The organism is Streptomyces sp. NPDC030991 (genome assembly GCF_055571235.1).
Map to the genome: position 1 here is coordinate 73,100 of NZ_JBVIFR010000007.1, position 26,019 is coordinate 99,118.

Genomic DNA, 26,019 nt, shown 5'->3' on the forward strand with positions numbered 1-26,019 from the left:
TTCTCAGGCGCGGACGAGCGGGGTGTCGACCAGGTGCTCCGCCAGGAACCACGCCTGGCGTTCGCCGGCCCTGATCACCTGCGAGACCAGGAGGTCGTTGGTGCCGTCGTCGCCCAGCTCGGCGGTGCGGGCCGCGGCGTCATGGGCGTCGATGAGAATCGCCTCGTGGGCCTCCAGAAGGCGGGAGAGCATCGCCGGTACTTCCTCCACGCCGTCCGGGGGCCGCGGGATCGACGTGATCTCCGCGACGTGGCGGGGGTCGCCGACCGCGACGCCGCCCAGGGACTGGACGCGCTCGGCGAGGGTGTCGACGAGTTCGAGCTGCTCCCCGGCGTGCTTGTCCAGGACGATGTGCAGCTGGTAGAAGGTCGCGCCGCGCATCAGCCAGTGGTGCTTCTTGTAGAGGCCGTAGAGGATCTGCGTGTCGGCCAGGACCTTGTTCAGGCGCTGGCAGGCGTACATCCGGGCCTCGTAGGAGAGGCCGACGGGGAACTGCTTGACGGTCCCGAACTCCTGGATGACCTCGCCCTTCTGGTGCAGCCACGGCTGACTGCCGTGCACGGGCTGGGAGTTGCTGGTCATGTTCCGCCTCCGGTGGTGCTGTGCGCTGGGTACGGCCGTGACGTTAGGCGGCCGTGGGCGGGGCGAGTTGCCGTGGAGCGCATGCGCGGATGCCCGTCAGCGCACTGCGCCGGGCGCCGGGCAGGGGGCGTTCGCTCTCGGTCAAGATCCCGTGCGCGCAGGGGCGCGGGCGTCCGGCCCACCGTGCCTAGCCTCGGCGCGGAAACCGTTGACGAGGAGTGACATGCGTACGGACGAACAGGTGGATGTGGTCGTCGTCGGTCTGGGGCCGGGCGGCGAGTACGTCGCGGGCACGCTGGCCGAGGCGGGCCTCGACGTGGTGGGGGTCGAGGCGGAGCTCGTCGGGGGCGAGTGTCCGTACTGGGGCTGTGTGCCCAGCAAAATGATGATCCGGGCCGGGAACCTGCTCGCCGAGGCGGGCCGGGTACCTGCCCTCGCCGGCGCGGCCCGCGTGGAGCCCGACTGGGGCAAGGTCGCCGGGCGTGTGCGGGGCGAGGCCACCGACGACTGGAACGACCAGGTGGCCGCGGACCGGCTGACGGGCAAGGGCGGCCGGCTCGTCCGTGGCAGGGGACGGCTGGACGGGCCCCGGCGGGTCTCCGTCGGCGACCGCACGTTCGAGGCCCGGCGCGGGGTGGTGCTGGCCACCGGCACGCGGCCCCGGGTTCCGCCGGTGCCGGGCCTCGCGCGGACGCCGTACTGGACCAACCGGGACGCCATGGCGGCCGGTGAGGTGCCGGCGTCGATGATCGTGCTGGGCGGCGGCGCCATCGGGGTCGAACTGGCCCAGGTCTTCGCCCGTTTCGGCTGTGCGGTCACCGTGGTCGAGGGACAGGACCGGCTGCTCTCCCAGGAGGAGCCGGAGGCGGGCGAGCTGGCGGCGCAGGCGCTGCGGGCCGACGGCGTCACCGTCCGCACCGCCGCCCGGGCCCGGGAGGTGAGCCATGACGGCGCCGAGTTCACCGTCCGGTTCGAGGGCGACGACGCGCCGCTGCGCGCGGCGAGACTGCTGGTCGCCACCGGCCGGTACGCGGATCTGACCGCGCTCGGCGTCGACACCGTGGGGCTGGACCCGGCGGCCCGTGCCCTGGAGACCGACGGGCAGCTGCGGGTCGCGGAGGGGCTGTGGGCGGTGGGCGACGTCACCGGGCGGGGCGCGTTCACCCACGTCTCCATGTACCAGGCGCAGATCGCGGTGCGGGACATCCTCGGGCAGCCGGGGCCCGACGCGGACTACCGGGCCCTGCCGCGGGTCACCTTCACGGACCCGGAGATCGGCGCCGTGGGGCTGACGGAGCGGCAGGCGCGGGAGCGTGGGCTGCGCGTACGGACGGCGGTCGTGCCGCTCTCCTCCTCCACACGCGGCTGGATCCACGGGGCGGGCGGTGAGGGGTTCATCAAGCTCGTCGAGGACGCCGGCCGGGGCGTCCTGGTCGGCGCGACGTCCGCGGGCCCCGCGGGCGGGGAGGTCCTGTACGGGCTGAACGTGGCCGTCCACGCCGAGGTCCCCGTCGCCCGTCTCCAGCACATGATCTACACGTACCCGACGTTCCACCGGGCGGTCGAGTCGGCTCTGGGGGCTCTTGCCTGAGCGGTGCGCCCGCGCCCGGCGAGGCAGGTCACCCCGGCTCGTCCGGGGGGACCTTCCCGCCCGCCACGGGTCCCGCGGAGACGTCGAAGGCATGGGTCACCCGGGGCGTGGTCCCGGCCGCGAGCAGGGCGCGGGCGTGCTCCTCGTGGCGGCGGTCCGTGGCCGTGAGCCGCGTGTGGTGCTGGGCGAGGTGCTCCGCCCAGGAGGCGACCAGGTAGTTCTCCAGGAACCGGCCGGGCTCGTTGCCGTCCTGGTAGAGGCCCCAGGAGAGGGCTCCCGTACGCCGGCGGGAGCGGGCCACGTCAGCCATGCGGTCGGTGAAGGCGGCCTCGTTGCCGGGAGCGATCCGGTAGGTGACGGAGACGAGGACGGGGCCGTCGGCCGGGCCCGGTGCGAAGACGAGGGGCGGCTCGGGCCAGTGGTCCGACGGGCTCGGGTCGATGCCGTCCGTGCTCCGCAGCGGCCACCGGCGCAGGCTCGCCGCTCCGGCCAGCAGCAGGACACCGCCGGTCAGGAGGGCGCCGCGCAGCCCGACCCGGTCGGCGAGCAGCCCCCACAGGGGTGCCGTCAGCGCCTGCCCGCCCTGGAAGACCAGGAGGTAGACGGCGAGGCCGCGCGCCCTGACCCAGCCGGGCAGCCGCGTCTGGACGGCCGCGTTGAGCGTGGACAGTACAGCGATCCAGGCCAGCCCCGCGGGCAGCAGTGCGACCGCCACGACCCAGGGGGTGCGGACGGTGGCCAGGACCGCCAGCACCGCGGCGAAGGTGACGGTGCCCGCGGCGAGGATGCCGTTGACTCCGATGGCGCGCCGGATCGCGGGCAGCGCGAACGCCCCGCCGACCGCGCCGGCCCCGACCACCCCGAGGAGCAGCCCGTACCCGCTGGAGCCGAGCCCCAGCGGGCCGCTCGCGACCAGGGGCAGCAGCGACCACATGGCCGCCCCGCCGGGGATGAACAGGGCCGTGCGCAGCAGGACCCGGCGGACACCGGGCGCGTTCCACACGTAGCGGCGCGCGGCGTACGTGGCGGCCAGGAGCGTCTCGCCCCGGGCGGCGGGCGTCCGGGGCGCGGGCCGCTTCCAGAGCGCCAGGACGGCGGCGATGCCGAGGTACGACGCGGCGTTGAAGGCGAAGACCCAGCCCGCGCCGGCGGCCGCGACCACCGCACCGCCGAGCGCGGGGCCGACGGCGCGGGCCAGGTTCATGTTCACGGCGCCCAGCGCGGCGGCCTGGCCGAGCTGGCGTCGTTCCACGAGTTCGGGCTGGACGGCCTGCCAGGCGGGGCCCATCAGCGCGGTGCCGCACCCGAGTACGAAGGTGAGGGTGAGGAGTACGGCCGGGGTGAGGCCGCCGGAGAACGCCAGTACCGTCAGCGCGGTCGAGACGGCGAGCATGGCGGCCTGGGCGGCGAGCAGCACCGTACGGCGGTCGTACCGGTCGGCCAGCACGCCGGACGGCAGGGCGAGCAGGACGACGGGGAGGCTGGAGGCGGTCTGCACGAGGGTGACCAGCGTGGCGTCGTGCCCGATCAGCAGCCATTGGGCGCCGACCGTCTGCATCCAGCTGCCGACGTTGGAGACGAGTTGGGCGATCCACAGCGCGCGGAAGACGCGCGCCGCGAGCGGGGCCCAGGGCGAGGACGGGTCCTCGGCCGGTGCGCCCGTCGCCGATGGTGCGGTACTCATGGTGGCCCCTGCCGGTGTGGGGGTGCGGTCGCGTCACCGTAGGTTCGGCCGGGGGGTCCGCCATGACCGAGAGCGCACGGCTTCTGGCCCCGTAGCGCAGTGCTGCCGGGACGGCGGCAGGGTCCGGTGGACCGCGGCAGGCTCCGGTGGACGGCGGCAGGCTCCGGTGGGGGTGCGCGGCCACGCTGGAGGCCATTGCGCGGCGAACCGGCAGGTCATGCAGTGCGCTGTGAGGTCACATGTGGTGCGCTGGCGGGCAATTCACCCCGCCTCCGCGCCTTTAGCTTGGCGGGACGGCCCCGCCGGGCAGTCCGGTGCGGTGGCTGAGTCGAGTTCTGAGGAGTTCTCCATGTCGGATGCATTCGAGCCGGTCGTGCCGGTGCTGGAGCCGGCGGCCGCCGCGTTCGCGGAGGCCACGTCGCGTTCCCCGTTCCTGTTCGAGCTGGCGCCCGAGGAGGGCCGCAAGGCCGTCGACGAGGTGCAGTCCGGCCCGGTGGAGCTGCCGGAGGTGGACGAGGAGTGGATGACGGTCCCCGGTGGTCCGACGGGCAGTGTGCGGGCGCGGATCGTGCGGCCCGCGGGGGTCTCCGGCACGCTGCCGGTGATCCTCTACATCCACGGCGCGGGCTGGGTGTTCGGCAACGCGCACACCCATGACCGGCTGGTGCGCGAGCTGGCCGTGGGCGTGCGGGCCGCCGTGGTGTTCCCGGAGTACGACCTCTCGCCCGAGGCCCGCTACCCGGTGGCGATCGAGCAGAACTACGCGGTGGCCCGCTGGGTCGTCACCGAGGGCGCGTCGCACGGTCTGGACGGCGGGCGGCTCGCGGTGGCCGGGGACTCGGTGGGCGGCAACATGAGCGCCGCGCTGACGCTCATGGCCAAGGAGCGCGGGGACGTCACCCTGCTGGGCCAGGTGCTGTTCTACCCGGTCACCGACGCGAGCTTCGACACCAACTCCTACCGCCAGTTCGCGGAGGGCTACTTCCTGCGCCGGGACGGCATGCAGTGGTTCTGGGACCAGTACACGACCGACGAGAGCGAGCGCGCGCAGATCACCGCGTCGCCGCTGCGGGCCACCACCGAGCAGCTGACCGGGCTGCCGCCGGCCCTGGTCATCACCGGTGAGGCCGACGTGCTGCGGGACGAGGGCGAGGCGTACGCGAACAAGCTCCGCCAGGCCGGGGTGCCGGTCACCGCGGTCCGCTTCCAGGGCGTCATCCACGACTTCGTGATGCTCAACGCCCTGCGCGACACCCACGCCGCCGAGACGGCCATCGCCCTGGCCGTCAGCACCCTGCGCACGACGCTCGCCGCGCGCTGAGGCGGCGCCGCCCCGGTCCGCGCCGGGTGCGTCCCCTTTCTCACGAGCTCTGACGAACTCTGACGAACTCGCACGAGCCGACGGCCGGAGCCCCCGCACAGTGGGCTCCGGCCGTCGGCTCGTGGGGCCGGGGGTTCCCCGGCTCCGGACTACAGCGCCAGACCGGTCAGGACGAGGACCCGCTCGTACGTGTAGTCGTCCATGGCGTAGCGCACGCCCTCGCGGCCGACACCGGACTGCTTGGCGCCGCCGTACGGCATCTGGTCCGCGCGGTAGGACGGCGCGTCGCCGATGACGACACCGCCGACCTCCAGGGCGCGGTGGGCGCGGAACGCGGTCTGGAGGTCGTGGGTGAACACCCCGGCCTGGAGGCCGTACTTGGAGGAGTTGACCTCGTCGAAGGCGGCGGCCTCGCCGTCCACCTTCTTCACCGTCAGCACCGGGCCGAAGACCTCCTCGCAGGAGATCGTGGTGTCGGCCGGTACGTCGGCGAGGACCGTCGGCGCGTAGGTCGCGCCGTCGCGCTTGCCGCCGGTGAGCAGCGAGGCGCCCGCGTCGACGGCCTCGGTCACCCAGCTCTCGACGCGCTTGGCCGCGTCCTCGCTGACCAGCGGGCCCACGTCGGTGGCGTCGTCGGCCGGGTCGCCGGTGACCTGCGCCTCGACGGCGGCGACGATCTTCGGGAGCAGCCGGTCGTACACGGCGGCGTCCGCGATGACCCGCTGCACGGAGATGCAGGACTGGCCGCCCTGGTAGTTGGAGAAGGTGGCGACGCGGCCCGCCGCCCAGTCCAGGTCGGCCTCGGAGGCGTAGTCGGCGAGGACGACGGCCGCGCCGTTGCCGCCGAGCTCCAGCGTGCAGTGCTTGCGCGGCACGCTGTCCATGATCGCGTAGCCGACCGGGCCCGAACCCGTGAAGGAGATGACGGGCAGCCGCTCGTCCTGGACGAGGGCGGGCATCCGGTCGTTCGGGACGGTGAGGACCGACCAGGAACCGGCGGGCAGCTCCGTCTCGGCCAGCAGCTCGCCGAGGACCAGGGACGACAGGGGCGTCGCCGGGGCGGGCTTGAGGATGATCGGGGCGCCGACCGCGATGGCCGGGGCGACCTTGTGGGCGCTCAGGTTCAGCGGGAAGTTGAACGGGGCGATACCGAGGACGACGCCCTTGGGGATGCGGCGGGTCAGCGCGAGCCGGCCGGTGCCGCCCTGGTCGGTGTCGAGGCGCTGGGCGTCACCGCTGTTCCAGCGGCGGGCCTCCTCGGCGGCGAACCGGAACACGGACACGGCACGGCCGACCTCGCCGCGGGCCCACTTGATCGGCTTGCCGTTCTCGGCGGAGATCAGCCGGGCGATCTCCTCGGTGCGCTCGGCGAGCCGGTCGGCGACGTGGTTCAGGGCCTTGGCGCGGACGTGCGCCGGGGTCGCGGCGAACTCCTCGCGCACGGCGTGCGCGGCGGCGACGGCCTCTTCGACCTGCGCCTCGGTCGGCACGCTGACGGTGCCGACGAGGCGGCCGTCGTAGGAGTTGGTGACGTCGAAGGTGGCGTCCCCGGTGGCCTGGCGGCCGGCGAGCCAGAAGGCGTGGGCGGCGGTCATGTGTCTCTACCGGCCTTTCGGTGTACGGGCGTTTATGTGGCCCCACGGTAGGCCGGGCACCGCGGATGACGATGTGGCCAGGATGGAGCGGTTGCGGCACATGCTTTGGCCGAACCGGCGCAAGCGCACAGGTGCCAGGGGGCCGCGGGGCGACTACGCGCCGGTCGCCTTCAGCGCCAGCCACAGCTCCATGCGGACATCGGGATCGTCGAGCGACCGCCCGAGGATCTCCTCGACCCGTCGCATCCGGTACCGCAACGTGTGCCGGTGCACGCCCAGATCGGCCGCGGCGGCGTCCCACTGCCCGTGCCGCGACAGCCACGCCCGCAACGAGGCGACCAGGTCACCGCGGCCCGTCGCGTCGTGGTCCCGCAGCGCCCGCAGCAGCCCGTCGGCGAAGGCCCGCACCGCGTCGTTGCCGAGCAGCGGCAGCACCGATCCGGCCACGACGTCCTCGTGCTCGACGAGGACCCGCCCGCGCCGCCGCGCGACGGACAGCGCCTGCTCGGCCTGTTTGAACGCGGTCGCGGCGGCGATCGGCCCGGACGGCGCGGAGAACCCGATGACCAGTTCGTCGTCGGCGGACCCCTCCGCCCGCGTCGCCTCCAGCACCTCGGCGTACTGCGCACACGCCTCCGCGGCCGCGCCGCCGTCGACGACGAGCAGCACCGTCCGCTCCCCGTGCGGGACGACCAGGACGGCCTCGCCGGCGCGCGCGGCGGCGGACTCGACGACGTCGGCGAGGACGGAGAGCGGATCGCCGGGCTCCCCGCCCGCGCCGGTCATCGCCTCCGCGAGGAGCAGCGCCGTGCCGGTCCCGGCCGCGTTGCCCGCGGACGTCCCCGCGGGGGCCGCGACCCCCGACGGCGGCGGCGCCACGACCTCCGCGGCGACCATGCGGAACGGCGCGTCCAGGAGCGCCCCGTACAGATCCCCCGCGACGGCCCGCGCGTGGTCGGGCTCGCCCGCGAGCAGCATCCGCAGCACCGCCGCGCCGATCCGCTGTTCGGCGGCGTACAGCGCGCGTGAGCGCTCGGTGGTCAGGGTGAGCAGGGCGATCGCGGAGTGCAGCGCGTACCGCTCCGCTGTGCCGAGGGCCGACGCCGTGCCCACGGCGAGCGCGGCGCGCGCCCGTCGGCCCGTGCCGATCGAGTGCAGTTCGACGCGGTCGTCGGGGCCGCCCGCGACGACGGCGCTCGCGGGCGCGGGCCGCTCCCGCAGCCGCTCCACGTCGGCGGTGAGCCGGGCGGCCCGGCGGCCCGCCCACTCGGGGGCGGTGGCCACGACGGCGCCCGACGCGTCGTAGAGCGCGGCCCACCCGTCCACCTGGGCGGCGAGCACCGCGAGCAGCCCCTCGGGCCCTTCGCTCAGGGCCTGCTTGGTCAGCTCGCGCTGGGCGGCGAAGCCGGAGGTGACAGCCCTGTACTGGTCGGCGGCGATGGCCGCGGAGACCGCCTTGCTGATGGCGATGAAGGGCGTGCGGGGCGGCACTTCGAGCAGCGGGAGCCCTTCGTCCTTCGCCGCCTTGACGAGTGCTTCCGGTACGGCGTCGTAGTTGACGCCGACCGCGAAGCCGAGGCCGACCACGCCCGCGGCCGACAGCCGTTTCACGTACCGGCGCATCGCCTCGAAGTCCTCGGCGTCCAGTTTCAGGGCGGTGATCAGCAGCAGTTCGCCGCCCTCCATGTAGGGGACGGGGTCGGCGAGTTCGCTCACGTGGGCCCAGCGGACGGCGGTGTCCAGATGGTCCTCGCCCGCCCGCACGGTGAGCTTGAGCGCCGAGTGGTGGACGAGGGAGGCGAGCGTGGGCGGCATGGGGCCTTCAGGTGGGCTGGAGGTACGTGGGGGGTGCACCGGAATGGTGAAGCTTTTGGCCGGTCCGTATGAACGACCAGTGCCGATTCTGCCTCACCGTACGTACCTGGGAAGTCCACCCCGGCGATTCTCAGCACACCTTCAGGTCCGCAGCTCCATGAGCAGGGGCGGCGCGTGCTCCCCGCGCACGGTGGTGAGCGAGAGCACGGCGTGGCCGGGCGGGACGGCGTGGGCCAGATCGGAGGCGGACCAGCGTTCGCGCTCGACCTGGCGGACGGTGACGGCGCGGGCGGTCGGCGCGCGCCCGGTGATCACCCGGCGGACGGCGTGCAGCGCCTTGCCCGCCGGGGTCTCGGCGACGATCTGCCGGTCGGTGACGTCGCGGGCCTCGGTCCACTCCTTGCCCCACACCTCGGCGAAGTCCTGCCCGTCCCACGGGGTGAGCCCGGACAGCGCCATGCGGCAGCCGACGGAGCCGAGGAGCGGTCCGCGCAGCGGGCGCGGCGCGTCGTCGAGGGTGCGCAGCGTCAGCACGGCCCCCGCGTTGGCGGAGCGCAGCCGCTGGATGCCGCGGACGGCGTGGGGTGTGACGACCCCGGTGGCGTCGTCGAGGACCAGGCACGCGAAGAGCGAGCGGTCCTCGCGCACGGCGACGCTCGTCATGAACTGGGCGAGCACGAGCCGCGCCAGGATCCGGGAGGCGTCCGCGTGGCCGCGCTCGGGCAGGTCGATCCGGACGCGGACCGGGTGGTCGAGGGCGCGCAGCGAGAAGGGCCTGGTGGCGCCCGAGGTGTCGAAGAACGACGCGAACGCGGGCCGGTCGAGCAGGGCGATCCGGTCGGCGAGCACCGCTCCGACATCGCCGGGGTGGCCCAACTGGCGCTCACGGGCGTCGAGTTCGCGCAGCATGGCGTCCTGCCCCGCCTCGGTGAGCGCCGTGCGCAGCGCGTCGAGCGCCGCGGGCGTGCCGTCGAGCAGCCGGCGCAGCTCGGGCACGGAGGGGAAGCGCCCGTGGACGGTGTGGAAGGGGCCGAGGAGCTGGGCGAGGACGGTGGTGGAGCGTCGGCTGTCGCCGCCGGGGTGCGGGTCGGCGAGGTCACCGACGAGCGCCTCGGCGAGCATGGCCGCGGCCTCGTCGGGGTCCTTGCTGCCGCCGTAAAGATCGAGGTCGTAGACGGAGTCGGGCTGTCCGACGCGGACGACGACGTCATACGTCTCCTGCGAGCCGAGCCCCGCCCCGGCCGCCCCGACGACGACCACGGCGGCCCGCCCGGCGAGCGCGCCGAGGCAGAGCGACTCCGCCAGCGGCCACACGACACCGCTGGTCTTGCCCGCGCCGGGCGGGCCGACGGCGAGCAGTGACGTGGCGAGCAGGTCGGGGCCGAGGGCGAGGCCGACGCCCCGGTAGGCGTAGGGGTTGCGGGCGTCGTCGGCGGCGGTGCCGATCCTGACCTGGGCGGTGGCGAGGTCGTGGCGGGCCGCGCGGGCGGGCAGGTCGCGGGTGCCGGAGGGGTGCGGGCAGGCGGCGGCGCCGTCCTTGACGACCGCGGCGGCGAACGCGGCGAGGGTGTGCCGGCCGCGCTTGACGCCTTGCCAGGCGCGGGTGATGCGGGCGTGGTCGACGTCGCGCATCAGCCCGGCGCGGGCGTCGGCCCCGAGCCGTTCGGCGGCCTCGACGGCCCCGGCCTCGCGCAGCTGCGGCCACTGGGCGGGGTCCTTCTCGGGGGCGGGCGCGCGCTCGGCCTGGACGGGGGTGGCCGCGCGCCAGGCGGGCCAGCCGAAGCGGCGCCAGACCTCGCCCCAGCGGCCGAGCCGGCCCACCGCGACCATGATCCCGACCGCGAACACGGCGTAGTAGAGGTAGACGACGACGACCGAGGCGACCGAGTGCGGTGACGCCCAGGAGTCCGGGATCATCGCGTACAGGGGCAGCAGCCACCAGCCGCCCAGATACCCGTTCCACAGCAGCGACCAGACGAGCCAGCCCACCAGGAACGCGATGAGCGCGCCGCTGAGCAGCTGCCGGGTCGGGGTCCGCTCCGGCTCCTGCGCGGCCCGCGGGCGGTGCCCGAACCGCCACACACCCGGCGCGGCGACGGGGCGCGGCGTGCGCAGCCAGGTCAGGAACGTGGTGCCCGCGGAGACGCCCTGCTCGCCCGGTGCGTGGGCGGGGCGCGGCGGCGGCACCGCCCCGCCGGGGGGAAGACCGCGTTCCCCGGCGAAGCCGCCCGTGCCCTGCATGCCCTCGCTGCTCATTGGCCTTGCCCCCTGACCTGCCGGTCCGTCCGTACTCAGCGCGTGGATCGGGGCTCAATCTAGTGCCCGCGCCTGGGGAGTTCACTGCTTACGCGCCCCGGCGGCACCTGCGCGCCGCCACACCCATGTGTCCATCCCGGACAACAAGGCCGCGCAATCCCACCCCAATGGAGCATGACCGGCCGGTGGCCCCCCGCCTAACCTGCGAGAACACCCCCGATCTCCCGAGATCCCCGCCCGTCCCGGCGAAACCGGAACCAGAATCAGAACCAGGAGCCCCGCATGAGCGACATCCCGCAGGAGCGCCGCCTCGTCACCGCCATCCCCGGCCCGAAGTCGCAGGAGCTTCAGGCCCGCCGCCTGGCGGCCGTCGCGGCCGGCGTGGGCTCCACGCTGCCCGTCTTCACCGCCCGGGTGGACCGCGGCATCGTCGAGGACGTCGACGGCAACCGTCTGATCGACTTCGGTTCCGGCATCGCGGTCACCTCCGTCGGCGCGAGCGCCGAGGCGGTCGTGCGCCGGGCGTCGGCCCAGCTCCAGGACTTCACCCACACCTGTTTCATGGTCACGCCGTACGAGGGCTACGTCGCCGTCGCCGAGGCGCTGGCCGAGCTGACGCCGGGTGACCACGCGAAGAAGTCGGCGCTGTTCAACTCGGGCGCCGAGGCCGTCGAGAACGCGGTCAAGATCGCACGTTCGTACACCAAGCGCCAGGCGGTCGTCGTCTTCGACCACGGCTACCACGGCCGCACGAATCTGACGATGGCCCTGACCAGCAAGAACATGCCGTACAAGCAGGGCTTCGGCCCGTTCGCGCCCGAGGTCTACCGGGTGCCGGTGGCGTACGGCTACCGCTGGCCGACCGGGCCCGGGAACGCCGGCTCCGAGGCCGCCGCCCAGGCGATCGACGAGATCACCAAGCAGGTCGGCGCGGAGAACGTCGCCGCCATCATCATCGAGCCGGTGCTCGGCGAGGGCGGCTTCATCGAGCCGGCCAAGGGCTTCCTGCCCGCGATCCGCGAGTTCGCCTCCGCCAACGGCATCGTCTTCGTCGCGGACGAGATCCAGTCCGGCTTCTGCCGCACCGGCCAGTGGTTCGCCTGCGAGGACGAGGGGATCGTCCCGGACCTGATCACCACCGCCAAGGGCATCGCGGGCGGCCTCCCGCTGGCCGCCGTGACGGGCCGCGCCGAGATCATGGACGCCGCGCACGCGGGCGGCCTCGGCGGCACCTACGGCGGCAACCCGGTCGCCTGCGCCGGTGCGCTCGGCGCCATCGAGACGATGAAGGAGCTCGACCTCAACGCCCGCGCGAAGGAGATCGAGCAGACGATGAAGGCGCGGCTGTCGTCCATGGCGGAGAAGTTCTCCGTCATCGGTGACGTGCGCGGCCGCGGCGGCATGATCGCCATCGAGCTGGTGAAGGACCGCCTCACCAAGGAGCCGGCCCCGGAGGCGACGGCGGCGCTCGCCAAGGCCTGCCACGCCGAGGGTCTCCTCGTCCTCACCTGCGGCACCTACGGCAACGTCCTGCGCTTCCTCCCCCCGCTGGTGATCGGCCAGGACCTGCTGAACGAGGGGCTCGACATCATCGAGAACGCCTTCGCGGCGCTGTGAGAACGGGCCCGCGGGTCCTTGGCCGCTGCACCGGTGTCCACTCCGTGACCTGCGGCGACGGTCGGGCCGTGTGAAGAAGGTGTGGGGGGCCGATGGGATGTTCCCCAACCGACTGTCGTACCCCCGCCCCCTGCCGTACGGTTTTTGCAGATGAGAGAAACACCTCGCCCACAGGGGACTGTGGGCGACGCCGGGTCGGAGCCTCCCCAGCCCCGCCCTGGTCGTGCCCTCGCGCACACACCCGGAGCTTCCGGCTCCGGAACTCCTCACCGATCGGACGGTCGCCCGCCCCAAACCCCCCGGGGCGCGCGGCACGCCGGTCAGTTCGGCCGGCTCGGAACCACCCCCCCTGTTCCGGGCCGGCCGAGCATTTTTCTCCCCTCTCTCATGGGTCTCGTCCTGCTCCTGTTCACCGGGATCACCTGGCAGGTGGCGGTGGACGGCCCGCTCCTCGCCGCCGACGAGCGGCTCGGCGACGCGATCCGCACGAGCGCTCTCCCGTCGGGCCCGGCCGAGTTCTTCGCCGACCTCGGCAACATGACGGTGGCTCTGCCGGTCCTCGCGGCCACCCTCCTCTACGTCACCTGGCGCACCCGGCACTGGCTCCCCGCCCTCACGGCGATCGTCACCATGGCGCTGGTCCCGGCCCTCGTCGCCCCGCTCCAGTCCTGGCTCGCCCGCCCCGGCCCGCCGCCGATGGCCCCGGAGACCGGCTTCTACCCGTCGGGCCACACGGCGACGGCGGCGGTCGCGTACGGGCTCTGCGCGGTGCTGCTGCTCCGGGCGCACCGCGGACGCGCGACGGCCCACGGCCGCGTCATGGTCGCCGGGGTCGTCGGCGTCGACGCGGCCGTGGGCCTGGGGCTCGTCCGGCAGGGGTACCACTGGCCGCTGGACGTGGTCGGCAGCTGGTGTCTTTCGCTGGTGCTGCTGTACGCCGCCGCGTACGCGGTCAGCCGAAGTAGGCGTCGAAGTTCTTCTGGAACTCCCAGCCGCTGAACCGGTCCCAGTTCACCGACCACGTCATCAGGCCCCGCAGCGCCGGCCACGTGCCGTGGGTGGGGTAGGCGCCGCAGTCGGTCTTCTTGGTGAGGCAGTTCAGCGCCTTGCGGGTCTCGGCCGGGGAGACGTAGCCGTTGCCCGCGTTGGTCGTGGCGGGCATGCCGATGGCTATCTGGTCGGGGCGCAGCGGCGGGAAGATTTTGTCGGCGTCGCCGGCGACCGGGAAGCCCGTGAGGAGCATGTCGGTCATGGCGATGTGGAAGTCGGCGCCGCCCATGGAGTGGTACTGGTTGTCGAGGCCCATGATCGGGCCGGAGTTGTAGTCCTGGACGTGCAGGAGCGTCAGGTCGTCGCGCAGTGCGTGAATGACCGGGAGGTAGGCGCCGCAGCGCGGGTCCTGGCCGCCCCATTTGCCGGTGCCGTAGAACTGGTAGCCGTTCTGGACGAAGAACGTCTCCGGGGCCATCGTCAGGACGAACTTCTCGCCGTACTTGGCCTTGAGGGTCTTGAGCGCCGCGATGAGGTTGACGATCACCGGGGTCCGCGGGTTCCTGAAGTCCGTGTCGTCGGCGTTCAGGGAGAGGGAGTGGCCCTCGAAGTCGATGTCGAGGCCGTCGAGGCCATAGGTGTCGATGATCTTCGATACGGACGAGACGAAGGTGTCGCGGGCCGCGGCCGTGGTGAGCTGGACCTGGCCGTTCTGGCCGCCGATGGAGATGAGGACCTTCTTGCCCGCCGCCTGCTTGGCCTTGACGGCCGCCTTGAACTCGGCGTCCGACTCGACCGTGGGGCACTCGGTGGCGGGGCAGCGGTCGAAGCGGATGTCACCGGAGGTCGTCGACGTGGGTTCGCCGAAGGCGAGGTCGATGACGTCCCAGCTGTCGGGGACGTCGGCGAGGCGGGTGTAGCCGGCGCCGTTGGCGAAGCTCGCGTGGAGGTAGCCGACCAGCGCGTGGGCCGGGAGGTCCGGCGAGCCGCCGCCGCCACCCGGGCCCTGCGCCGTCGTCGCCGTGACCGGCGCGGACTTCGGGGACTCGCCGGCGTCGTTGACCGCGGTCACCTGGTAGCTGTACGCCGTGGCGGGGGTGAGGCCGGTGAGGGTCGCCGAGGTGCCGGTCACCGTGCGGGCCTTGGTGCCGTTCTGGTAGAGCGCGTAGCTCGTCGCGCCCGGCACCGCCGTCCAGGAGAGGGCGACGCTCGTGGCGGTGGCCGGGCCCGCGGTCAGGCCCGTGGGCGCCACGGGCGGGACGGGGGCCTGCGCGCCGGGGCCGACGAGCGTGATGTCGTCGGCGTGGTAGGCCGGGGTGCCGTACCAGCCGTGGGTGTAGATCGTGACCTTGGTCGTGGCCGGGCCGGTACGGAACGTCGTCGTCAGCTTCTGCCAGTCAGGGGCCGACGGGGTCCAGGTCGAGACGTCGGTGGTGCCGGTGCCGCTCGCGCCGAGGTAGGCGTAGGTGCCGCGGACGTAGCCGGAGAGGGTGTAGGCCGAGTCCGGTCGCACGGTGACGGTCTGCGCGCACTGGGCGTTGTCGGCGGCGGTCGGGGTGGCCCGGAGGGCGGAAGTGCCGGTGCGCACGGGCGAGTCGACGATCGCGCCGGTGTTCGCCGAGCAGGTCCAGCCGGTGAGCGACGACTCGAAGCCGCCGTTCCTGGCCAGGTCGGCGTCGGCCGCGCCGGCTGTGGGCGCGGACAGGGCGGTGAGGCCGGTCGCGGCGAGGGCGGCGGCGGTGAGCGTGGTGAGAAGTCTGCGCCGGGTACGGGTTCGGGGTCCGGGGTGGTCCATGGGTGCCTCCGGGCGGGGCGGGGGAACGGGCACGGTGGAGCGCGCCCAACTTGGTCCAGACCAATTGGCTTGTCAACCCCTTCACCGCCCCTGCTCCCCCCGGTCCCGGGCCAGTTGGGCCGCGGCCTCGTGCATCGCGAGCTCCAGCACGCCGGGGTCGGTGAGCGTGCCGGAGCCGTCCGGCGGCACCAGCCAGCGCACGTCACCGCGGGCGCGGCCCGGGTAGGGCACCACGATCCAGGTGCCGCGCCCCGCGCCGCGCACCCCCGTACCGAGCCAGCGGGCGGCGGTGCCCGCCGGCACGAAGAAGCCCGTGCGGGCGTCGCCGAAGTCCGCGAGGACCGGGCCCGGCCGGTCGACGACCCGGGTGAGGACATCGAGCGTGGGACAGCCCAGCTCCCCCGGCAGGATCAGTACGTCCCAGCGCTTGCCCGCGGGCAGCAGCGCCACCCCGAGCGGATTGCGCTCCCACTCCCAGCGGCACGCCTGCGGATCCGGCGCCGCCGCCGCCAGCCATGCGATCGCCGCCCTGTCCTCCGGCCCGACCATGGGGGCCTCCCTCTTCGCTCCGACGCGGATGTGTCCTGAGGGAGAGCGGCCGGGGGGCCGGGCATTACGCGGGTTCGGATCACTTTCCGGCAGCGGAGGGCCAGGTCCGCCGGGTCAGCTGTCGAATCCCAGGCCCAGCGTGTCCATCGTCTTCAGCCACAGGTTGCGGCGGCCCGCGTGGGCGTCGGCCCGGGCCAGGGACCACTTGGTGAGGGCGATACCGGTGTACGCGAGCGGCTCCGGCGGGAACGGGAGCGGCTTGGTGCGGACCATGTCCAGCTCCGTGCGGTGCGTGCGCTCGCCCGACAGCAGGTCGAGCATGACGTCCGCGCCGAACCGGGTCGCGCCGACCCCCAGGCCGGTGTATCCGGCGGCGTAGGCGACGCGTCCGCCGTGGGCGGTGCCGAAGAACGCCGAGAAGCGGGAGCAGGTGTCGATGGCGCCGCCCCACGCGTGCGTGAAGCGCACCCCCTCCAGCTGCGGGAAGCAGGTGAAGAAGTGGCCGGCGAGCTTCGCGTACGTCTCGGGGCGATGGTCGAGCTCCTCCCGTACCCGGCCGCCGTACGGGTAGATCGCGTCGTAGCCGCCCCAGAGGATCCTGTTGTCCGATGTCAGCCGGAAGTAGTGAAACTGGTTGGCCGAGTCGCCGAGCCCCTGGCGGTTCTTCCAGCCGATCGACTCCAGTTGGCCCACGGTCAGGGGCTCGGTCATGAGCGCGTAGTCGTAGACGGGGACCGTGTACGAGCGCACCCGCTTGACCAGCGACGGGAAGACGTTGGTGCCGAGTGCCGCGTGCCGGGCGAAGATCCGGCCGTAGGGGGTGCGGACCGCCACCCCGGTGCCGTTCGAGGCGAGTCGGGTGGCCGGGGTGTGCTCGTAGACGCGTACGCCGAGTTCGACGCAGGCCCGCTTGAGGCCCCACGCCAGCTTCGCCGGGTGGAGCATGGCGACGCCGTCGCGGTCGTACAGGGCGCCGAGGAAGGTCGGCGACGCGACCTGTTCGCGCACCTCGTCCGCGTCCAGCAGTTCGAGGCCGCCGGCAAGTCCCGCCTCGCTCAACTCCGCGTAGTACTCCCGGAGTTCGGACACCTGGTGCGGCTGCGTCGCCACGTCCAGCTCACCGGTGCGCTCGAAGTCGCAGTCCATGGAGTAGCGGGTGACCGCCTCCTCGATGGCGTCGAGGTTGGCGGCGCCCAGTTCCTCCAGCCGCTTGATCTCGGCGGGCCAGCGGGCGAGCCCGTTGGCCGTGCCGTGCGTGAGGGAGGCGGCGCAGAACCCGCCGTTGCGGCCGGACGCGGCCCAGCCGATCTCGCGGCCCTCGACGAGCACGACGTCACGCCCTGGGTCGCGCTCCTTGGCGAGCAGGGCCGTCCACAGGCCGCTGTACCCGCCGCCGACGACCAGCAGGTCGCAGCGCTCGTCGCCGGTGAGGGCGGGGCGGGCGGCCGGCTTGCCGGGGTCGTCCAGCCAGTACGGGACGGGCTTGGCGTCGGCGAGCGACGCGGTCCAGCGGTTGACGCGGTTCATGGCGCGAGCGGCCATGATTTCAACTCCCTCGGAGAATTCAGGAAACTGCCTTGTTCTTGCGCTTGCCGACCATCATTCCGGCGAGAACGCACAGCACGGCGACGAGGAACATGGCCGTACCGATGACATTGATCTGAACGGGTGTGCCGCGCTGCGCCGATCCCCAGACGAACATGGGGAACGTCACGGTCGAGCCCGCGTTGAAATTCGTGATGATGAAATCGTCGAAGGAGAGCGCGAAGGCGAGCAGCGCGCCCGCCGCGATCCCCGGCGCCGCGATCGGCAGCGTCACGCGGAGGAAGGTCTGCACGGGCCCCGCGTACAGGTCCTGCGCGGCCTGCTCCAGTCGCGGGTCCATCGACATGACCCGCGCCTTCACAGCCGTCACCACGAAGCTCAGACAGAACATGATGTGGGCGATCAGGATGGTCCAGAAGCCCAGCTGGGCGCCCATGTTGAGGAAGAGCGTGAGCAGCGAGGCCGCCATCACGACCTCGGGCATCGCCATCGGCAGGAAGATCAGCGAGTTCACCGCTCCCCGCGCCCGGAACCGGTACCGCACCAGCGCGAAGGCGATCATCGTGCCGAGGACCGTCGCGCCGACGGTCGCCCAGACCGCGATCCGCAGGCTCAGCGACAGCGATCCGCACATGTCGGCGACGCCGCACGGATTCTTCCAGGCGTCCAGCGAGAACTGCTGCCACTCGTAATTGAAGCGGCCTTTGGGTTTGTTGAAGGAGAAGACGGTGACGACGACGTTCGGGAGGAGCAAATAGGCGAGCGTGATCAGGCCCGCTATCACCACGAGGTTCTTCCGCAGCCAGCGCATCAGACGAGGTCCTCCGTTCCGGCCCGGCGAATGTAGACGGTGACCATGAGGAGAATGGCCGCCATGAGGATGAAGGAGAGGGCCGCCGCCGTCGGGTAGTCGAGAATGCGCAGGAACTGCGTCTGGATGACGTTGCCGACCATGCGGGTGTCGGTGGAGCCGAGCAGGTCCGCGTTGACGTAGTCGCCGGCCGCCGGGATGAAGGTGAGCAGCGTGCCGGAGACGACGCCGGGCATCGACAGCGGGAAGGTCACCTTGCGGAAGGTGGTCGCGGGCGAGGCGTAGAGGTCACCGGCGGCTTCGTGCAGCCTGTTGTCGATGCGTTCGAGCGACGTATAGAGCGGCAGGATCATGAACGGCAGGAAGTTGTAGGTGAGTCCGCACACCACCGCGAGCGGGGTGGCGAGCACCCGGTCGCCCTCGGTCATCCCGAGCCAGCTCGTGACGTCGAGGAGGTGCAGGGTGTTGAGCGCGCCGACGACCGGGCCGCCGTCGGCGAGGATCGTCTTCCAGGCGAGCGTACGGATCAGGAAGCTGGTGAAGAACGGCGCGATGACCAGGATCAGGACGATGTTGCGCCAGCGGCCCGCGCGGAACGCGATCAGGTAGGCCAGCGGGTAGCCGAGCAGCAGGCACAGGACGGTGGCGCAGCCCGCGTAGAGGACGGAGCGCAGGAACTGCGGGTAGTAGTCGGCAAGGGCGTCCCAGTACGTGGCGAAGTGCCAGGTGACCTTGAAGCCGTCCTCCAGCGACCCCTGCTGCACGGAGGTCGATGCCTGGTAGACCATCGGCAGGGCGAAGAAGACGACCAGCCAGAGGATGCCGGGCAGCAGCAGCCAGTACGGGACGAGGCGGCCGCGCCTGCGGGGCTTGCGCGGCTTGCGCGCCTGCGGTGCGGGCGGCGCGTCGGTGATCGTGCTCATGCCGCCGCGTCCTCCGAGACCTTCTCGACGCCCGCCTCGGCGTCCTGCCCGGCGTCCAGCCCGAAGGTGTGGGCCGGGTTCCAGTGCAGGACGACCTCGGCGCCGGGCATCAGGCGGCCGTCGCGCTCGATGTTCTGGGCGTAGACCTCGAACGCGTCGCAGAGCGGGCTGTCGACGACGTACTGCGTGGAGACGCCGATGAAGCTGGAGTCGGCGATGCGGCCGGTGATGCGGTTGCGGCCGCCGGGGATCGTGCCCGCGTCGTCGGCGTGGGTGAGCGATATCTTCTCGGGCCGTACGCCGACCAGGACCTTGTCGCCCGTGGCGGTGGCTGCGGAACATCGCGCGGCGGGCAGGACCAGCGTGCCGTCGCCCGCCTTCAGCGTCAGGTCCGCTCCGGTGCGGCCGGCGATCTCGGCCTCGATGAAGTTCGACGTGCCGAGGAAGTTGGCGACGAAGGTGGAGCCCGGGTTCTCGTACAGGTCGGTGGGGGCGCCGAGTTGCTCGACGCGGCCCCGGTTCATCACGGCGACGGTGTCGGCCATGGTCATGGCCTCCTCCTGGTCGTGCGTGACGTGGACGAAGGTGATGCCGACCTCGGTCTGGATGCGCTTGAGCTCCAGCTGCATCTGGCGGCGCAGCTTGAGGTCCAGGGCGCCGAGCGGCTCGTCGAGGAGGAGCACCTTCGGGTGGTTGATGAGGGCCCGGGCCACGGCGACGCGCTGCTGCTGGCCGCCGGAGAGCTGCTGCGGCTTCTTGCGGATGTGCTCGCCGAGCTGCACCAGGTCGAGCATCTCCTCGACCTGCTTCTTCACCGACTTGATGCCGCGGCGGCGCAGGCCGAAGGCGACGTTCTCGAAGATGTCCAGGTGCGGGAAGAGCGCGTAGGACTGGAAGACGGTGTTCACCGGCCGCTTGTGGGGCGGCAGCGCGGTCACGTCCTGATCGCCGAGGTGAACCGTTCCTGTCGTCGGTTCCTCCAGGCCCGCGATCATGCGCAGCGTGGTCGTCTTGCCGCAGCCGGAGGCGCCGAGCAGGGCGAAGAAGGAGCCCTGCGGGACGGTGAGGTCGAGCGGCTGGACTGCGGCGAACCCGTTGTCGTAGGTCTTGCTGATCCCGGTGAGACGGACGTCGCCGCCGTGGTCGGTCGTCATGGTGAGTCCAAGGAGTCTGGGGGCGGGGGCGGTTGGAGGCGCGGACCGGAACGGCTCAGCCGCCGGTGAGCCGGGCGAACTTCTCCTCGAACGCCGTCTCTTCCTTCGCGGTCAGCGAGCGGAAGCTGTGCGCCCTGGCCGCCATCGTCCTGTCGGGGACGATGAGAGGGTCGTTGGCGACGTCCTTGTCGATCTTGGCGAGTTCCGGTGTGACGACGCTGCTGTCGAGCGGAGTGACGTAGTTGATCCAGGCGGCGAGTTCGGCGCCGACGGCCGGCTCGTAGTAGTAGTCCATGAGCTTCTCGGCGTTCGTCTTGTGCCGTGCCTTGTTCGGGACCAGCATGTTGTCGGTCGACGAGATGTAACCGGCGTCCGGGATCGCGAACTTGACGTGCGGGTTGTTCGCCTGGAGCTGCACCACGTCACCGGCCCAGGCGAGACAGGCCGCCAGGTCGCCCTTGCTGAGGTCGGCTATGTAGTCGTTGCCGGTGAAGCGGCGGACCTGCTTCTTGTCGACGGCCTTCTGGAGGCGGGCGACGGCCGCGTCGAAATCGTCGGCCTTGAAGTCGCGCGGGTCCTTGCCGAGGTCGAGCAGGGTCATGCCGATGGTGTCGCGCATCTCGGAGAGCAGCCCGACCTTGCCCTTCAGCTTCGGGTCGTCGAGGAGCTGCGCGACCGAGGTGACCTCTTTGCCGCCCGTGGCCTTCGTGTTGTAGGCGATGACCGTCGCGATGCCCTGCCAGGGGTAGGAGTAGGCGCGGCCCGGGTCCCAGTCCGGGTTGCGGAACTGGCCCGCCAGGTTGGTGTACGCGTGCGGCAGGTGCGCGGGGTCGAGCTTCTGCACCCAGCCGTAGCGGATGAGGCGGGCGGCGAGCCAGTCGGTGAGCACGATGAGGTCGCGGCCGGTGTCCTGGCCCGCCGCGAGCTGCGGCTTGACCTTGCCGAAGAACTCGACGTTGTCGTTGATGTCCTCGGTGTACTTGACCTCGATCCCGGTGCGCTCGGTGAACGCCTCCAGGCTGGGCCGGTGCTTCTCGTCGTCGCTCATGTCGATGTACTCGGTCCAGTTGGAGAAGGTGAGCCGCTTCTCCTGGGCCGAATGGTCCTCGGACGAGATGCCGCCCTGGGACTTGCTCGCGGCGGGGATGCCGCAGCCGCTCAGCGTCCCGAGCCCGCCGACGGCGAGCGCGCCGCCCGCCGAGCCGCGGAGCAGGGAGCGGCGGGAGAGTGCCGCCCTGGCACGGCTGTTCCGCAGACTCCGCCGTACAGCGGCCACTTGGGCTGGGGACAGGCGGTCGGGCTCGTACTGCTCCATGCGCGTGGTGCCCTTTCGGGAGGCCCTTACGGGAGGTGGGTCGGCCGCTGGTCGGACGGCCTGGGTGCTATCGGTCCCCGAAGATCGTGCGGTGCCAGTCCTTCCTCGCGACCGCGGTGTTGTCGAACATGACGTGCTTGACCTGCGTGTACTCCTCGAAGGAGTACGCGGACATGTCCTTGCCGAAGCCGGATGCCTTGTAGCCGCCGTGCGGCATCTCGCTGAGGATCGGGATGTGGTCGTTGATCCAGACGCAGCCGGCCTTGATCTCGCGGGTGGCGCGGTTCGCGCGGAACACGGACCGGGTCCAGGCGGAGGCGGCGAGGCCGTAGAGGGTGTCGTTGGCGAGCCGCATGCCCTCCTCGTCGCTGTCGAAGGGCAGCACGACCAGGACGGGCCCGAAGATCTCCGACTGCACGGCCTCGCTGTCCTGCGCGGCGTCGGCGATGAGGGTGGGCGGATAGTACGCGCCGCGCGCGAGTTCGCCCTGGGGGATCTCGCCGCCGGTGACCACGCGCGCGTAGCCGCGTGCCCGGTCGACGAAACCGGCGACGCGGTCGCGGTGGGCGTGCGAGATGAGCGGCCCGAGGTCGGTGCCGTCGGCGAACGGGTCGCCGACCCGGACCGTGCGCATGAGGTCCGCGACGCCGGAGACGAACGCGTCGTAGAGCGGGCGCTGCACGTACGCGCGCGTGGCGGCGGTGCAGTCCTGCCCGGTGTTGATGAGGGCGCCCGCGACGGCGCCGTGCACGGCGGCCTCCAGATCGGCGTCGTCGAACACGACGAAGGGGGCCTTGCCGCCGAGCTCCAGGTGCAGCCGCTTCACGGTGGCGGTGGCGATCTCGGCGACGCGCTTGCCGACGCCGGTGGAGCCGGTGAAGGAGGTCATGGCGACATCGGGGTGGCCGACGAGGTGCTCGCCCGCGTCCCGTCCCGCGCCGGTGACGACGTTGACGACGCCGTCGGGGATCCCGGCCTCGGTCGCGGCCTGCGCGAAGAGCAGCGAGGTGAACGGGGTCAGCTCGGCGGGCTTGAGGACAATGGTGTTCCCGGCGGCGATGGCCGGCAGCACCTTCCAGGCGGCCATCTGCAACGGGTAGTTCCAGGGGGCGATGGACCCGACCACGCCGATGGCCTCACGGCGTACGTACGAGGTGTGGTCCGCGCTGTACTCGCCGGCCGACTGGCCTTGCAGATGGCGGGCGGCGCCCGCGAAGAACGCGGCGTTGTCGACCGTCCCGGGGACGTCGAACTCGCGGCTCAGCCTGAGCGGCTTGCCGCACTGGAGCGACTCCAGGCGCGCCAGCTCCTCGGCGCTCTCGGCCAGCACGCCCGCGAACCGGTGCATCGCGTCGGACCGCTCGCCGGGCGTCGCGCCCGACCACTCCGGGAAGGCGGACCGGGCGGCGGCCACAGCGGCGTCCACGTCGGCCGCGCCCGCCAGTTCGTACGTGTACACGTCGTCGCCGGTGGCCGGGTCGACGACGGCGTGGGTGCGGCCGGAGGCGCCCTTGGCCAGGCGACCGGCGATGAAGTTCGCCCCGTCGGCGAAACGTTCGCGCGCGGTGGCGGCGACAGACGCGGCCGGGGCGGGGTGATCCGAGGTGGGGTGGTCCGAGGTGGGGTGGTGCATGAGTGCTCGCTCTCGCTCTCGCTCTCCTCCGTCGGCGTCCCGTCCCGGGGCGCCGACGTGGCTCCAGCTCGATTTGAGTGCCGATCCTGACAGAGCTCCAGTACTCCAACAAGTGATTCCGTTGTTGCCTTTTGGTTACGCGACGGAATCTGTCGACCAGATGTCGAGTCACCCTGAAAAACCCAGGACGGAGTGTCAGTGGTGCGTGCCAGACTCGCGTGCATGGAGATCGACAGCAGGGAATCGCTGGTCGCGGCCCTGGCTGCGGGGGCGCGGGTGACGTATCTGCACTTCTGGGGGCACACGCCGCGCAGGGACGGTGTGCTGGGGGCGAGTTGCCTGAGTCAGTGGTGGCCGTCGCCGTTCACCGTGGACGGCGTGGAGTACGCGACGGCGGAGCACTGGATGATGGCGGCGAAGGCCCGGCTCTTCGACGACGCGGAGGCCGCGCGGAAGGTGCTGGCGGCGGGGCATCCGTCCCAGGCCAAGGCCGCGGGCCGGCTGGTGCGGGGTTTCGACGACGCGGTGTGGCGGCGCGAGCGTTTCCGGATCGTCGTCGAGGGCGGCGTCCACAAGTTCGCGGCGGACCCGGCCCTGCGGGAGTTCCTGCTCGGCACGGGCGACCGGGTGCTGGTGGAGGCGAGCCCGGTGGACCGGATCTGGGGCATCGGCCTCGCGGCGGACGACGCGGCGGCGCAGGACCCCGGCGCCTGGAGAGGGCCGAACCTGCTGGGCTTCGCGCTCATGGCGGCGCGCCGGCGACTGCGCGGCTGAGTCTCGGGCGGTCTCTGAGCCCGGCGTCGGACAGCGGGGCCCGCGCCCGATGTGCGTGCCGCGGGCCCGGGGCGGCGCCCCGGGCCGGCCGGCCGCACGTCGGGCGCGGGCCTCGGCTCAGCTGTTGAGCCCGATCAGCAGCACGATGAACCCGATGCCCACGACCAGCCCGAACGAGCCGCAGATGATGCCGGTCAGTGCCTGCCCGGGGTTGGCCGCCTCGCCGCGCTTGGCCTTGCCCCGGCCGATGATGCCGAAGACGATTCCGAGGATGCCCAGGATGATGGCGATCGGCCACATCATGCACAGCACGGCGGAGACGATGCCGGTCACCATCGCGGTGACCCCGATGCCATTGCTCGGCTGCGCAGGCATCCCGCCGGCCCAGCCGTACTGGGGCCCGGCTCCGTACGGCGCGGGCTGCTGCCCCGGGTAGCCGTACTGCGGGGCACCCTGGTAACTGCCGTACGACGGCAGGCCAGGACCGGCGGGCGAGACCGGCGGGGGCGGCACGGGGCCGCCACCGTGCTGCGCGGCGGGCGCCCCGTGGGGCGACTGGGGCGGCTGCGGGGCATAGGGCGACTGCGGCGCCTGGTGCGGCACCGGCGCCTGCGGGGCGTAAGGGGACTGCTGCGCCTGCGAGGGCTGAGGTGCCTGCGGGGGCTGGGGCGCCTGAGGTGCCTGCGGGGCGCGCGGCGGCTGGTGCGCCGGCATCGCCGTCACCGTCTGGCTCTCGTGGATGCCGCGTGCCTCCGGCCCGTCCGGCCGCTGTGCCGCCGCGTCCTGCGGCGCTGCCCAGAGGTCCTTCCCCTGTGGTGTGGTGCCGCCTGCCATGTGAAGCGCCCCCTTAGGTCGTCGTCCCGTCATGCTACGGGGCCCGTCCTGTGCCCTCCCCGCCGGTCGCGATCCCGCTCACCCGCGCCCGGAGCTCCCCCGCATACGATGCCGGGGACCCCGATCAGCCGATCACCCGAGTTCCTGGGGAGGAATCCGTGAGCCAGAGCCTGCAGACCTTTATCGCCGGGCTGCCGAAAGCAGAACTCCACGTGCACCATGTGGGCTCCGCCTCACCCCGCATCGTCTCGACGCTCGCCGCCCGCCACCCCGACTCCTCGGTGCCCTCCGACCCCGAGGCCCTCGCGGACTTCTTCACCTTCCAGGACTTCGCGCACTTCATCACCGTGTACCTGTCCGTGGTCGACCTGATCCGTACGCCGGAGGACGTCCGCCTCCTCACCTACGAGGTGGCCCGCGACCTGGCCCGGCAGAACGTGCGCTACGCCGAGCTGACCCTCACCCCGTTCTCCTCCACCCGCCGCGGTATCGACCCCCGCGCGTTCATGGACGCCATCGAGGACGCCCGCAAGGCCGCCGAGTCGGAGTTCGGGACCATCCTGCGCTGGTGCTTCGACATCCCCGGCGAGGCCGGCCTGGAGGCCGCCGAGGAGACGACGCGCCTCGCGACGGACGACGCGCTGCGCCCCGAGGGCCTGGTCTCCTTCGGGCTCGGCGGCCCCGAGATCGGGGTGCCCCGGCCGCAGTTCAAGCCGTACTTCGACCGGGCGCTCGCGGCGGGCCTGCGCTCCGTACCGCACGCCGGGGAGACGACCGGCCCCGGGACGGTGTGGGACGCGCTGACGTACCTGGGCGCCGAGCGCATCGGCCACGGCACGTCCAGCGCCCAGGACCCGAAGCTGCTCGCGCACCTCGCCGAGCGCGGGATCCCGCTGGAGGTGTGCCCGACCTCGAACATCGCGACCCGCGCCGTGGCCACCCTCGACGAGCACCCCCTGCGGCAGTTCGTCGACGCGGGCGTGACCGTCACCATCAACTCGGACGATCCGCCGATGTTCTCCACGGACCTCAACAACGAGTACGCGGTCGCGGCCCGCCTCCTCGATCTCGACGAGCGGGGCCTGGCCGACCTGGCGAAGAACGCGGTGCGCGCCTCCTTCCTCGACGAGGCGGGCAAGGCCCGGATCACCGCGGAGATCGACACGTACACGCAGGGCTGGCTCGCCGGAGCGTAACCGCACGCGGCGCCGCTGATCCGCCACACAATGGTGGCC

Annotated in this window: 20 protein-coding genes; 6 read left to right on the forward strand and 14 right to left on the reverse strand. The window is 72.6% G+C overall.

Features of this window, described 5'->3' with window-relative positions; genetic code table 11:
* Positions 1-3: 3 nt before the first annotated feature.
* On the reverse strand, positions 4-582 hold the full coding sequence (locus ACZ45E_RS15325; protein WP_468220922.1) for a Dps family protein: 579 nt from the start codon (positions 580-582) through the stop codon (positions 4-6).
* Between the two features lie 223 nt (positions 583-805).
* Between ACZ45E_RS15325 and ACZ45E_RS15330 the strand changes: the two genes are divergently transcribed.
* Positions 806-2,173: a dihydrolipoyl dehydrogenase family protein gene (locus ACZ45E_RS15330; protein ID WP_468220924.1), complete on the forward strand. Its 1,368-nt coding sequence runs from the start codon at positions 806-808 to the stop codon at positions 2,171-2,173.
* 28 nt (positions 2,174-2,201) lie between these two features.
* On the opposite strand, the gene ACZ45E_RS15335 is transcribed toward ACZ45E_RS15330, so the two are convergent.
* Positions 2,202-3,857 carry an MFS transporter gene (locus tag ACZ45E_RS15335; RefSeq protein ID WP_468220927.1) on the reverse strand — a complete coding sequence of 552 codons (1,656 nt, stop codon included), beginning with the start codon at positions 3,855-3,857 and terminating at the stop codon, positions 2,202-2,204.
* Positions 3,858-4,206: 349 nt separating this feature from the next.
* Here ACZ45E_RS15335 and ACZ45E_RS15340 point away from each other — a divergent pair, with 349 nt between their 5' ends.
* Positions 4,207-5,178 carry an alpha/beta hydrolase gene (locus ACZ45E_RS15340; protein ID WP_468220929.1) on the forward strand — a complete coding sequence of 324 codons (972 nt, stop codon included), beginning with the start codon at positions 4,207-4,209 and terminating at the stop codon, positions 5,176-5,178.
* A 149-nt stretch (positions 5,179-5,327) separates the two neighbouring features.
* Here the strand turns inward: ACZ45E_RS15340 and ACZ45E_RS15345 are convergent, their stop codons facing one another.
* The 3 genes from ACZ45E_RS15345 to ACZ45E_RS15355 all read right to left on the reverse strand — a co-directional run bounded on the left by ACZ45E_RS15345 (position 5,328) and on the right by ACZ45E_RS15355 (position 10,844).
* Positions 5,328-6,773, reverse strand: a complete 1,446-nt coding sequence (locus ACZ45E_RS15345; protein WP_468220931.1) for an aldehyde dehydrogenase family protein — start codon at positions 6,771-6,773, stop codon at positions 5,328-5,330.
* A gap of 153 nt (positions 6,774-6,926) precedes the next feature.
* Positions 6,927-8,588 (reverse strand): PucR family transcriptional regulator, encoded by a 1,662-nt coding sequence (locus tag ACZ45E_RS15350; protein ID WP_468220934.1) that lies wholly within the window; start codon positions 8,586-8,588, stop codon positions 6,927-6,929.
* 141 nt (positions 8,589-8,729) lie between these two features.
* The gene (locus ACZ45E_RS15355; RefSeq protein ID WP_468220936.1) at positions 8,730-10,844 is read right to left on the reverse strand and encodes an ATP-binding protein; all 2,115 of its coding nucleotides are present in this window, start codon (positions 10,842-10,844) and stop codon (positions 8,730-8,732) included.
* A gap of 282 nt (positions 10,845-11,126) precedes the next feature.
* On the opposite strand from ACZ45E_RS15355, the gene gabT reads away from it, so the two are divergent.
* Both gabT and ACZ45E_RS15365 read left to right on the forward strand, forming a co-directional pair.
* A complete protein-coding gene (gabT, locus tag ACZ45E_RS15360) occupies positions 11,127-12,461 on the forward strand; it encodes a 4-aminobutyrate--2-oxoglutarate transaminase (RefSeq protein ID WP_468220937.1) in 1,335 nt (444 codons plus the stop codon).
* Positions 12,462-12,848: 387 nt separating this feature from the next.
* Entirely contained in the window at positions 12,849-13,460 is a 612-nt protein-coding gene (locus ACZ45E_RS15365; RefSeq protein WP_468220939.1) for a phosphatase PAP2 family protein, read from the forward strand.
* Here ACZ45E_RS15365 and ACZ45E_RS15370 read toward each other — a convergent pair.
* The 8 genes from ACZ45E_RS15370 to ACZ45E_RS15405 form a co-directional block, all read right to left on the reverse strand.
* A complete protein-coding gene (locus tag ACZ45E_RS15370; protein ID WP_468220941.1) occupies positions 13,414-15,246 on the reverse strand; it encodes a chitinase in 1,833 nt (610 codons plus the stop codon). The genes ACZ45E_RS15365 and ACZ45E_RS15370 overlap by 47 nt on opposite strands.
* A gap of 81 nt (positions 15,247-15,327) precedes the next feature.
* Positions 15,328-15,795 (reverse strand): hypothetical protein, encoded by a 468-nt coding sequence (locus tag ACZ45E_RS15375; protein WP_468220943.1) that lies wholly within the window; start codon positions 15,793-15,795, stop codon positions 15,328-15,330.
* A 114-nt stretch (positions 15,796-15,909) separates the two neighbouring features.
* Complete coding sequence (locus tag ACZ45E_RS15380) at positions 15,910-17,337, reverse strand: NAD(P)/FAD-dependent oxidoreductase (RefSeq protein ID WP_468220945.1); 1,428 nt, start codon at positions 17,335-17,337, stop codon at positions 15,910-15,912.
* A 22-nt stretch (positions 17,338-17,359) separates the two neighbouring features.
* The gene (locus ACZ45E_RS15385) at positions 17,360-18,151 is read right to left on the reverse strand and encodes an ABC transporter permease (RefSeq protein ID WP_468220947.1); all 792 of its coding nucleotides are present in this window, start codon (positions 18,149-18,151) and stop codon (positions 17,360-17,362) included.
* Positions 18,151-19,074 carry an ABC transporter permease gene (locus tag ACZ45E_RS15390; protein WP_468220949.1) on the reverse strand — a complete coding sequence of 308 codons (924 nt, stop codon included), beginning with the start codon at positions 19,072-19,074 and terminating at the stop codon, positions 18,151-18,153. Before ACZ45E_RS15390 ends, ACZ45E_RS15385 begins: the two co-directional genes overlap by 1 nt.
* Positions 19,071-20,228, reverse strand: coding sequence for an ABC transporter ATP-binding protein (locus ACZ45E_RS15395; RefSeq protein ID WP_468220952.1), 1,158 nt, complete (start codon positions 20,226-20,228; stop codon positions 19,071-19,073). The genes ACZ45E_RS15390 and ACZ45E_RS15395 overlap by 4 nt, the downstream gene beginning before the upstream one ends.
* A gap of 55 nt (positions 20,229-20,283) precedes the next feature.
* Positions 20,284-21,543, reverse strand: coding sequence for a polyamine ABC transporter substrate-binding protein (locus tag ACZ45E_RS15400; protein WP_468220954.1), 1,260 nt, complete (start codon positions 21,541-21,543; stop codon positions 20,284-20,286).
* Between the two features lie 67 nt (positions 21,544-21,610).
* On the reverse strand, positions 21,611-23,176 hold the full coding sequence (locus ACZ45E_RS15405) for a gamma-aminobutyraldehyde dehydrogenase (RefSeq protein ID WP_468220957.1): 1,566 nt from the start codon (positions 23,174-23,176) through the stop codon (positions 21,611-21,613).
* 222 nt (positions 23,177-23,398) lie between these two features.
* Here ACZ45E_RS15405 and ACZ45E_RS15410 point away from each other — a divergent pair, with 222 nt between their 5' ends.
* The gene (locus ACZ45E_RS15410; protein ID WP_468220959.1) at positions 23,399-23,950 is read left to right on the forward strand and encodes an NADAR family protein; all 552 of its coding nucleotides are present in this window, start codon (positions 23,399-23,401) and stop codon (positions 23,948-23,950) included.
* 117 nt (positions 23,951-24,067) lie between these two features.
* Here the strand turns inward: ACZ45E_RS15410 and ACZ45E_RS15415 are convergent, their stop codons facing one another.
* The gene (locus ACZ45E_RS15415) at positions 24,068-24,784 is read right to left on the reverse strand and encodes a DUF4190 domain-containing protein (protein WP_468220961.1); all 717 of its coding nucleotides are present in this window, start codon (positions 24,782-24,784) and stop codon (positions 24,068-24,070) included.
* Positions 24,785-24,915: 131 nt separating this feature from the next.
* On the opposite strand from ACZ45E_RS15415, the gene ACZ45E_RS15420 reads away from it, so the two are divergent.
* Positions 24,916-25,980, forward strand: a complete 1,065-nt coding sequence (locus tag ACZ45E_RS15420) for an adenosine deaminase (RefSeq protein ID WP_468221410.1) — start codon at positions 24,916-24,918, stop codon at positions 25,978-25,980.
* The last annotated feature ends 39 nt before the right edge of the window (positions 25,981-26,019 follow it).

Bases quoted from the DNA above. Each gene is read 5' to 3' on its own strand.
- ACZ45E_RS15325 (WP_468220922.1), bottom strand. From the start codon at position 582: ATGACCAGCAACTCCCAGCCCGTGCACGGCAGTCAGCCGTGGCTGCAC.
- ACZ45E_RS15330 (WP_468220924.1), top strand. From the start codon at position 806: ATGCGTACGGACGAACAGGTGGATGTGGTCGTCGTCGGTCTGGGGCCG.
- ACZ45E_RS15335 (WP_468220927.1), bottom strand. From the start codon at position 3,857: ATGAGTACCGCACCATCGGCGACGGGCGCACCGGCCGAGGACCCGTCC.
- ACZ45E_RS15340 (WP_468220929.1), top strand. From the start codon at position 4,207: ATGTCGGATGCATTCGAGCCGGTCGTGCCGGTGCTGGAGCCGGCGGCC.
- ACZ45E_RS15345 (WP_468220931.1), bottom strand. From the start codon at position 6,773: ATGACCGCCGCCCACGCCTTCTGGCTCGCCGGCCGCCAGGCCACCGGG.
- ACZ45E_RS15350 (WP_468220934.1), bottom strand. From the start codon at position 8,588: ATGCCGCCCACGCTCGCCTCCCTCGTCCACCACTCGGCGCTCAAGCTC.
- ACZ45E_RS15355 (WP_468220936.1), bottom strand. From the start codon at position 10,844: ATGAGCAGCGAGGGCATGCAGGGCACGGGCGGCTTCGCCGGGGAACGC.
- gabT (WP_468220937.1), top strand. From the start codon at position 11,127: ATGAGCGACATCCCGCAGGAGCGCCGCCTCGTCACCGCCATCCCCGGC.
- ACZ45E_RS15365 (WP_468220939.1), top strand. From the start codon at position 12,849: ATGGGTCTCGTCCTGCTCCTGTTCACCGGGATCACCTGGCAGGTGGCG.
- ACZ45E_RS15370 (WP_468220941.1), bottom strand. From the start codon at position 15,246: ATGGACCACCCCGGACCCCGAACCCGTACCCGGCGCAGACTTCTCACC.
- ACZ45E_RS15375 (WP_468220943.1), bottom strand. From the start codon at position 15,795: ATGGTCGGGCCGGAGGACAGGGCGGCGATCGCATGGCTGGCGGCGGCG.
- ACZ45E_RS15380 (WP_468220945.1), bottom strand. From the start codon at position 17,337: ATGGCCGCTCGCGCCATGAACCGCGTCAACCGCTGGACCGCGTCGCTC.
- ACZ45E_RS15385 (WP_468220947.1), bottom strand. From the start codon at position 18,151: ATGCGCTGGCTGCGGAAGAACCTCGTGGTGATAGCGGGCCTGATCACG.
- ACZ45E_RS15390 (WP_468220949.1), bottom strand. From the start codon at position 19,074: ATGAGCACGATCACCGACGCGCCGCCCGCACCGCAGGCGCGCAAGCCG.
- ACZ45E_RS15395 (WP_468220952.1), bottom strand. From the start codon at position 20,228: ATGACGACCGACCACGGCGGCGACGTCCGTCTCACCGGGATCAGCAAG.
- ACZ45E_RS15400 (WP_468220954.1), bottom strand. From the start codon at position 21,543: ATGGAGCAGTACGAGCCCGACCGCCTGTCCCCAGCCCAAGTGGCCGCT.
- ACZ45E_RS15405 (WP_468220957.1), bottom strand. From the start codon at position 23,176: ATGCACCACCCCACCTCGGACCACCCCACCTCGGATCACCCCGCCCCG.
- ACZ45E_RS15410 (WP_468220959.1), top strand. From the start codon at position 23,399: ATGGAGATCGACAGCAGGGAATCGCTGGTCGCGGCCCTGGCTGCGGGG.
- ACZ45E_RS15415 (WP_468220961.1), bottom strand. From the start codon at position 24,784: ATGGCAGGCGGCACCACACCACAGGGGAAGGACCTCTGGGCAGCGCCG.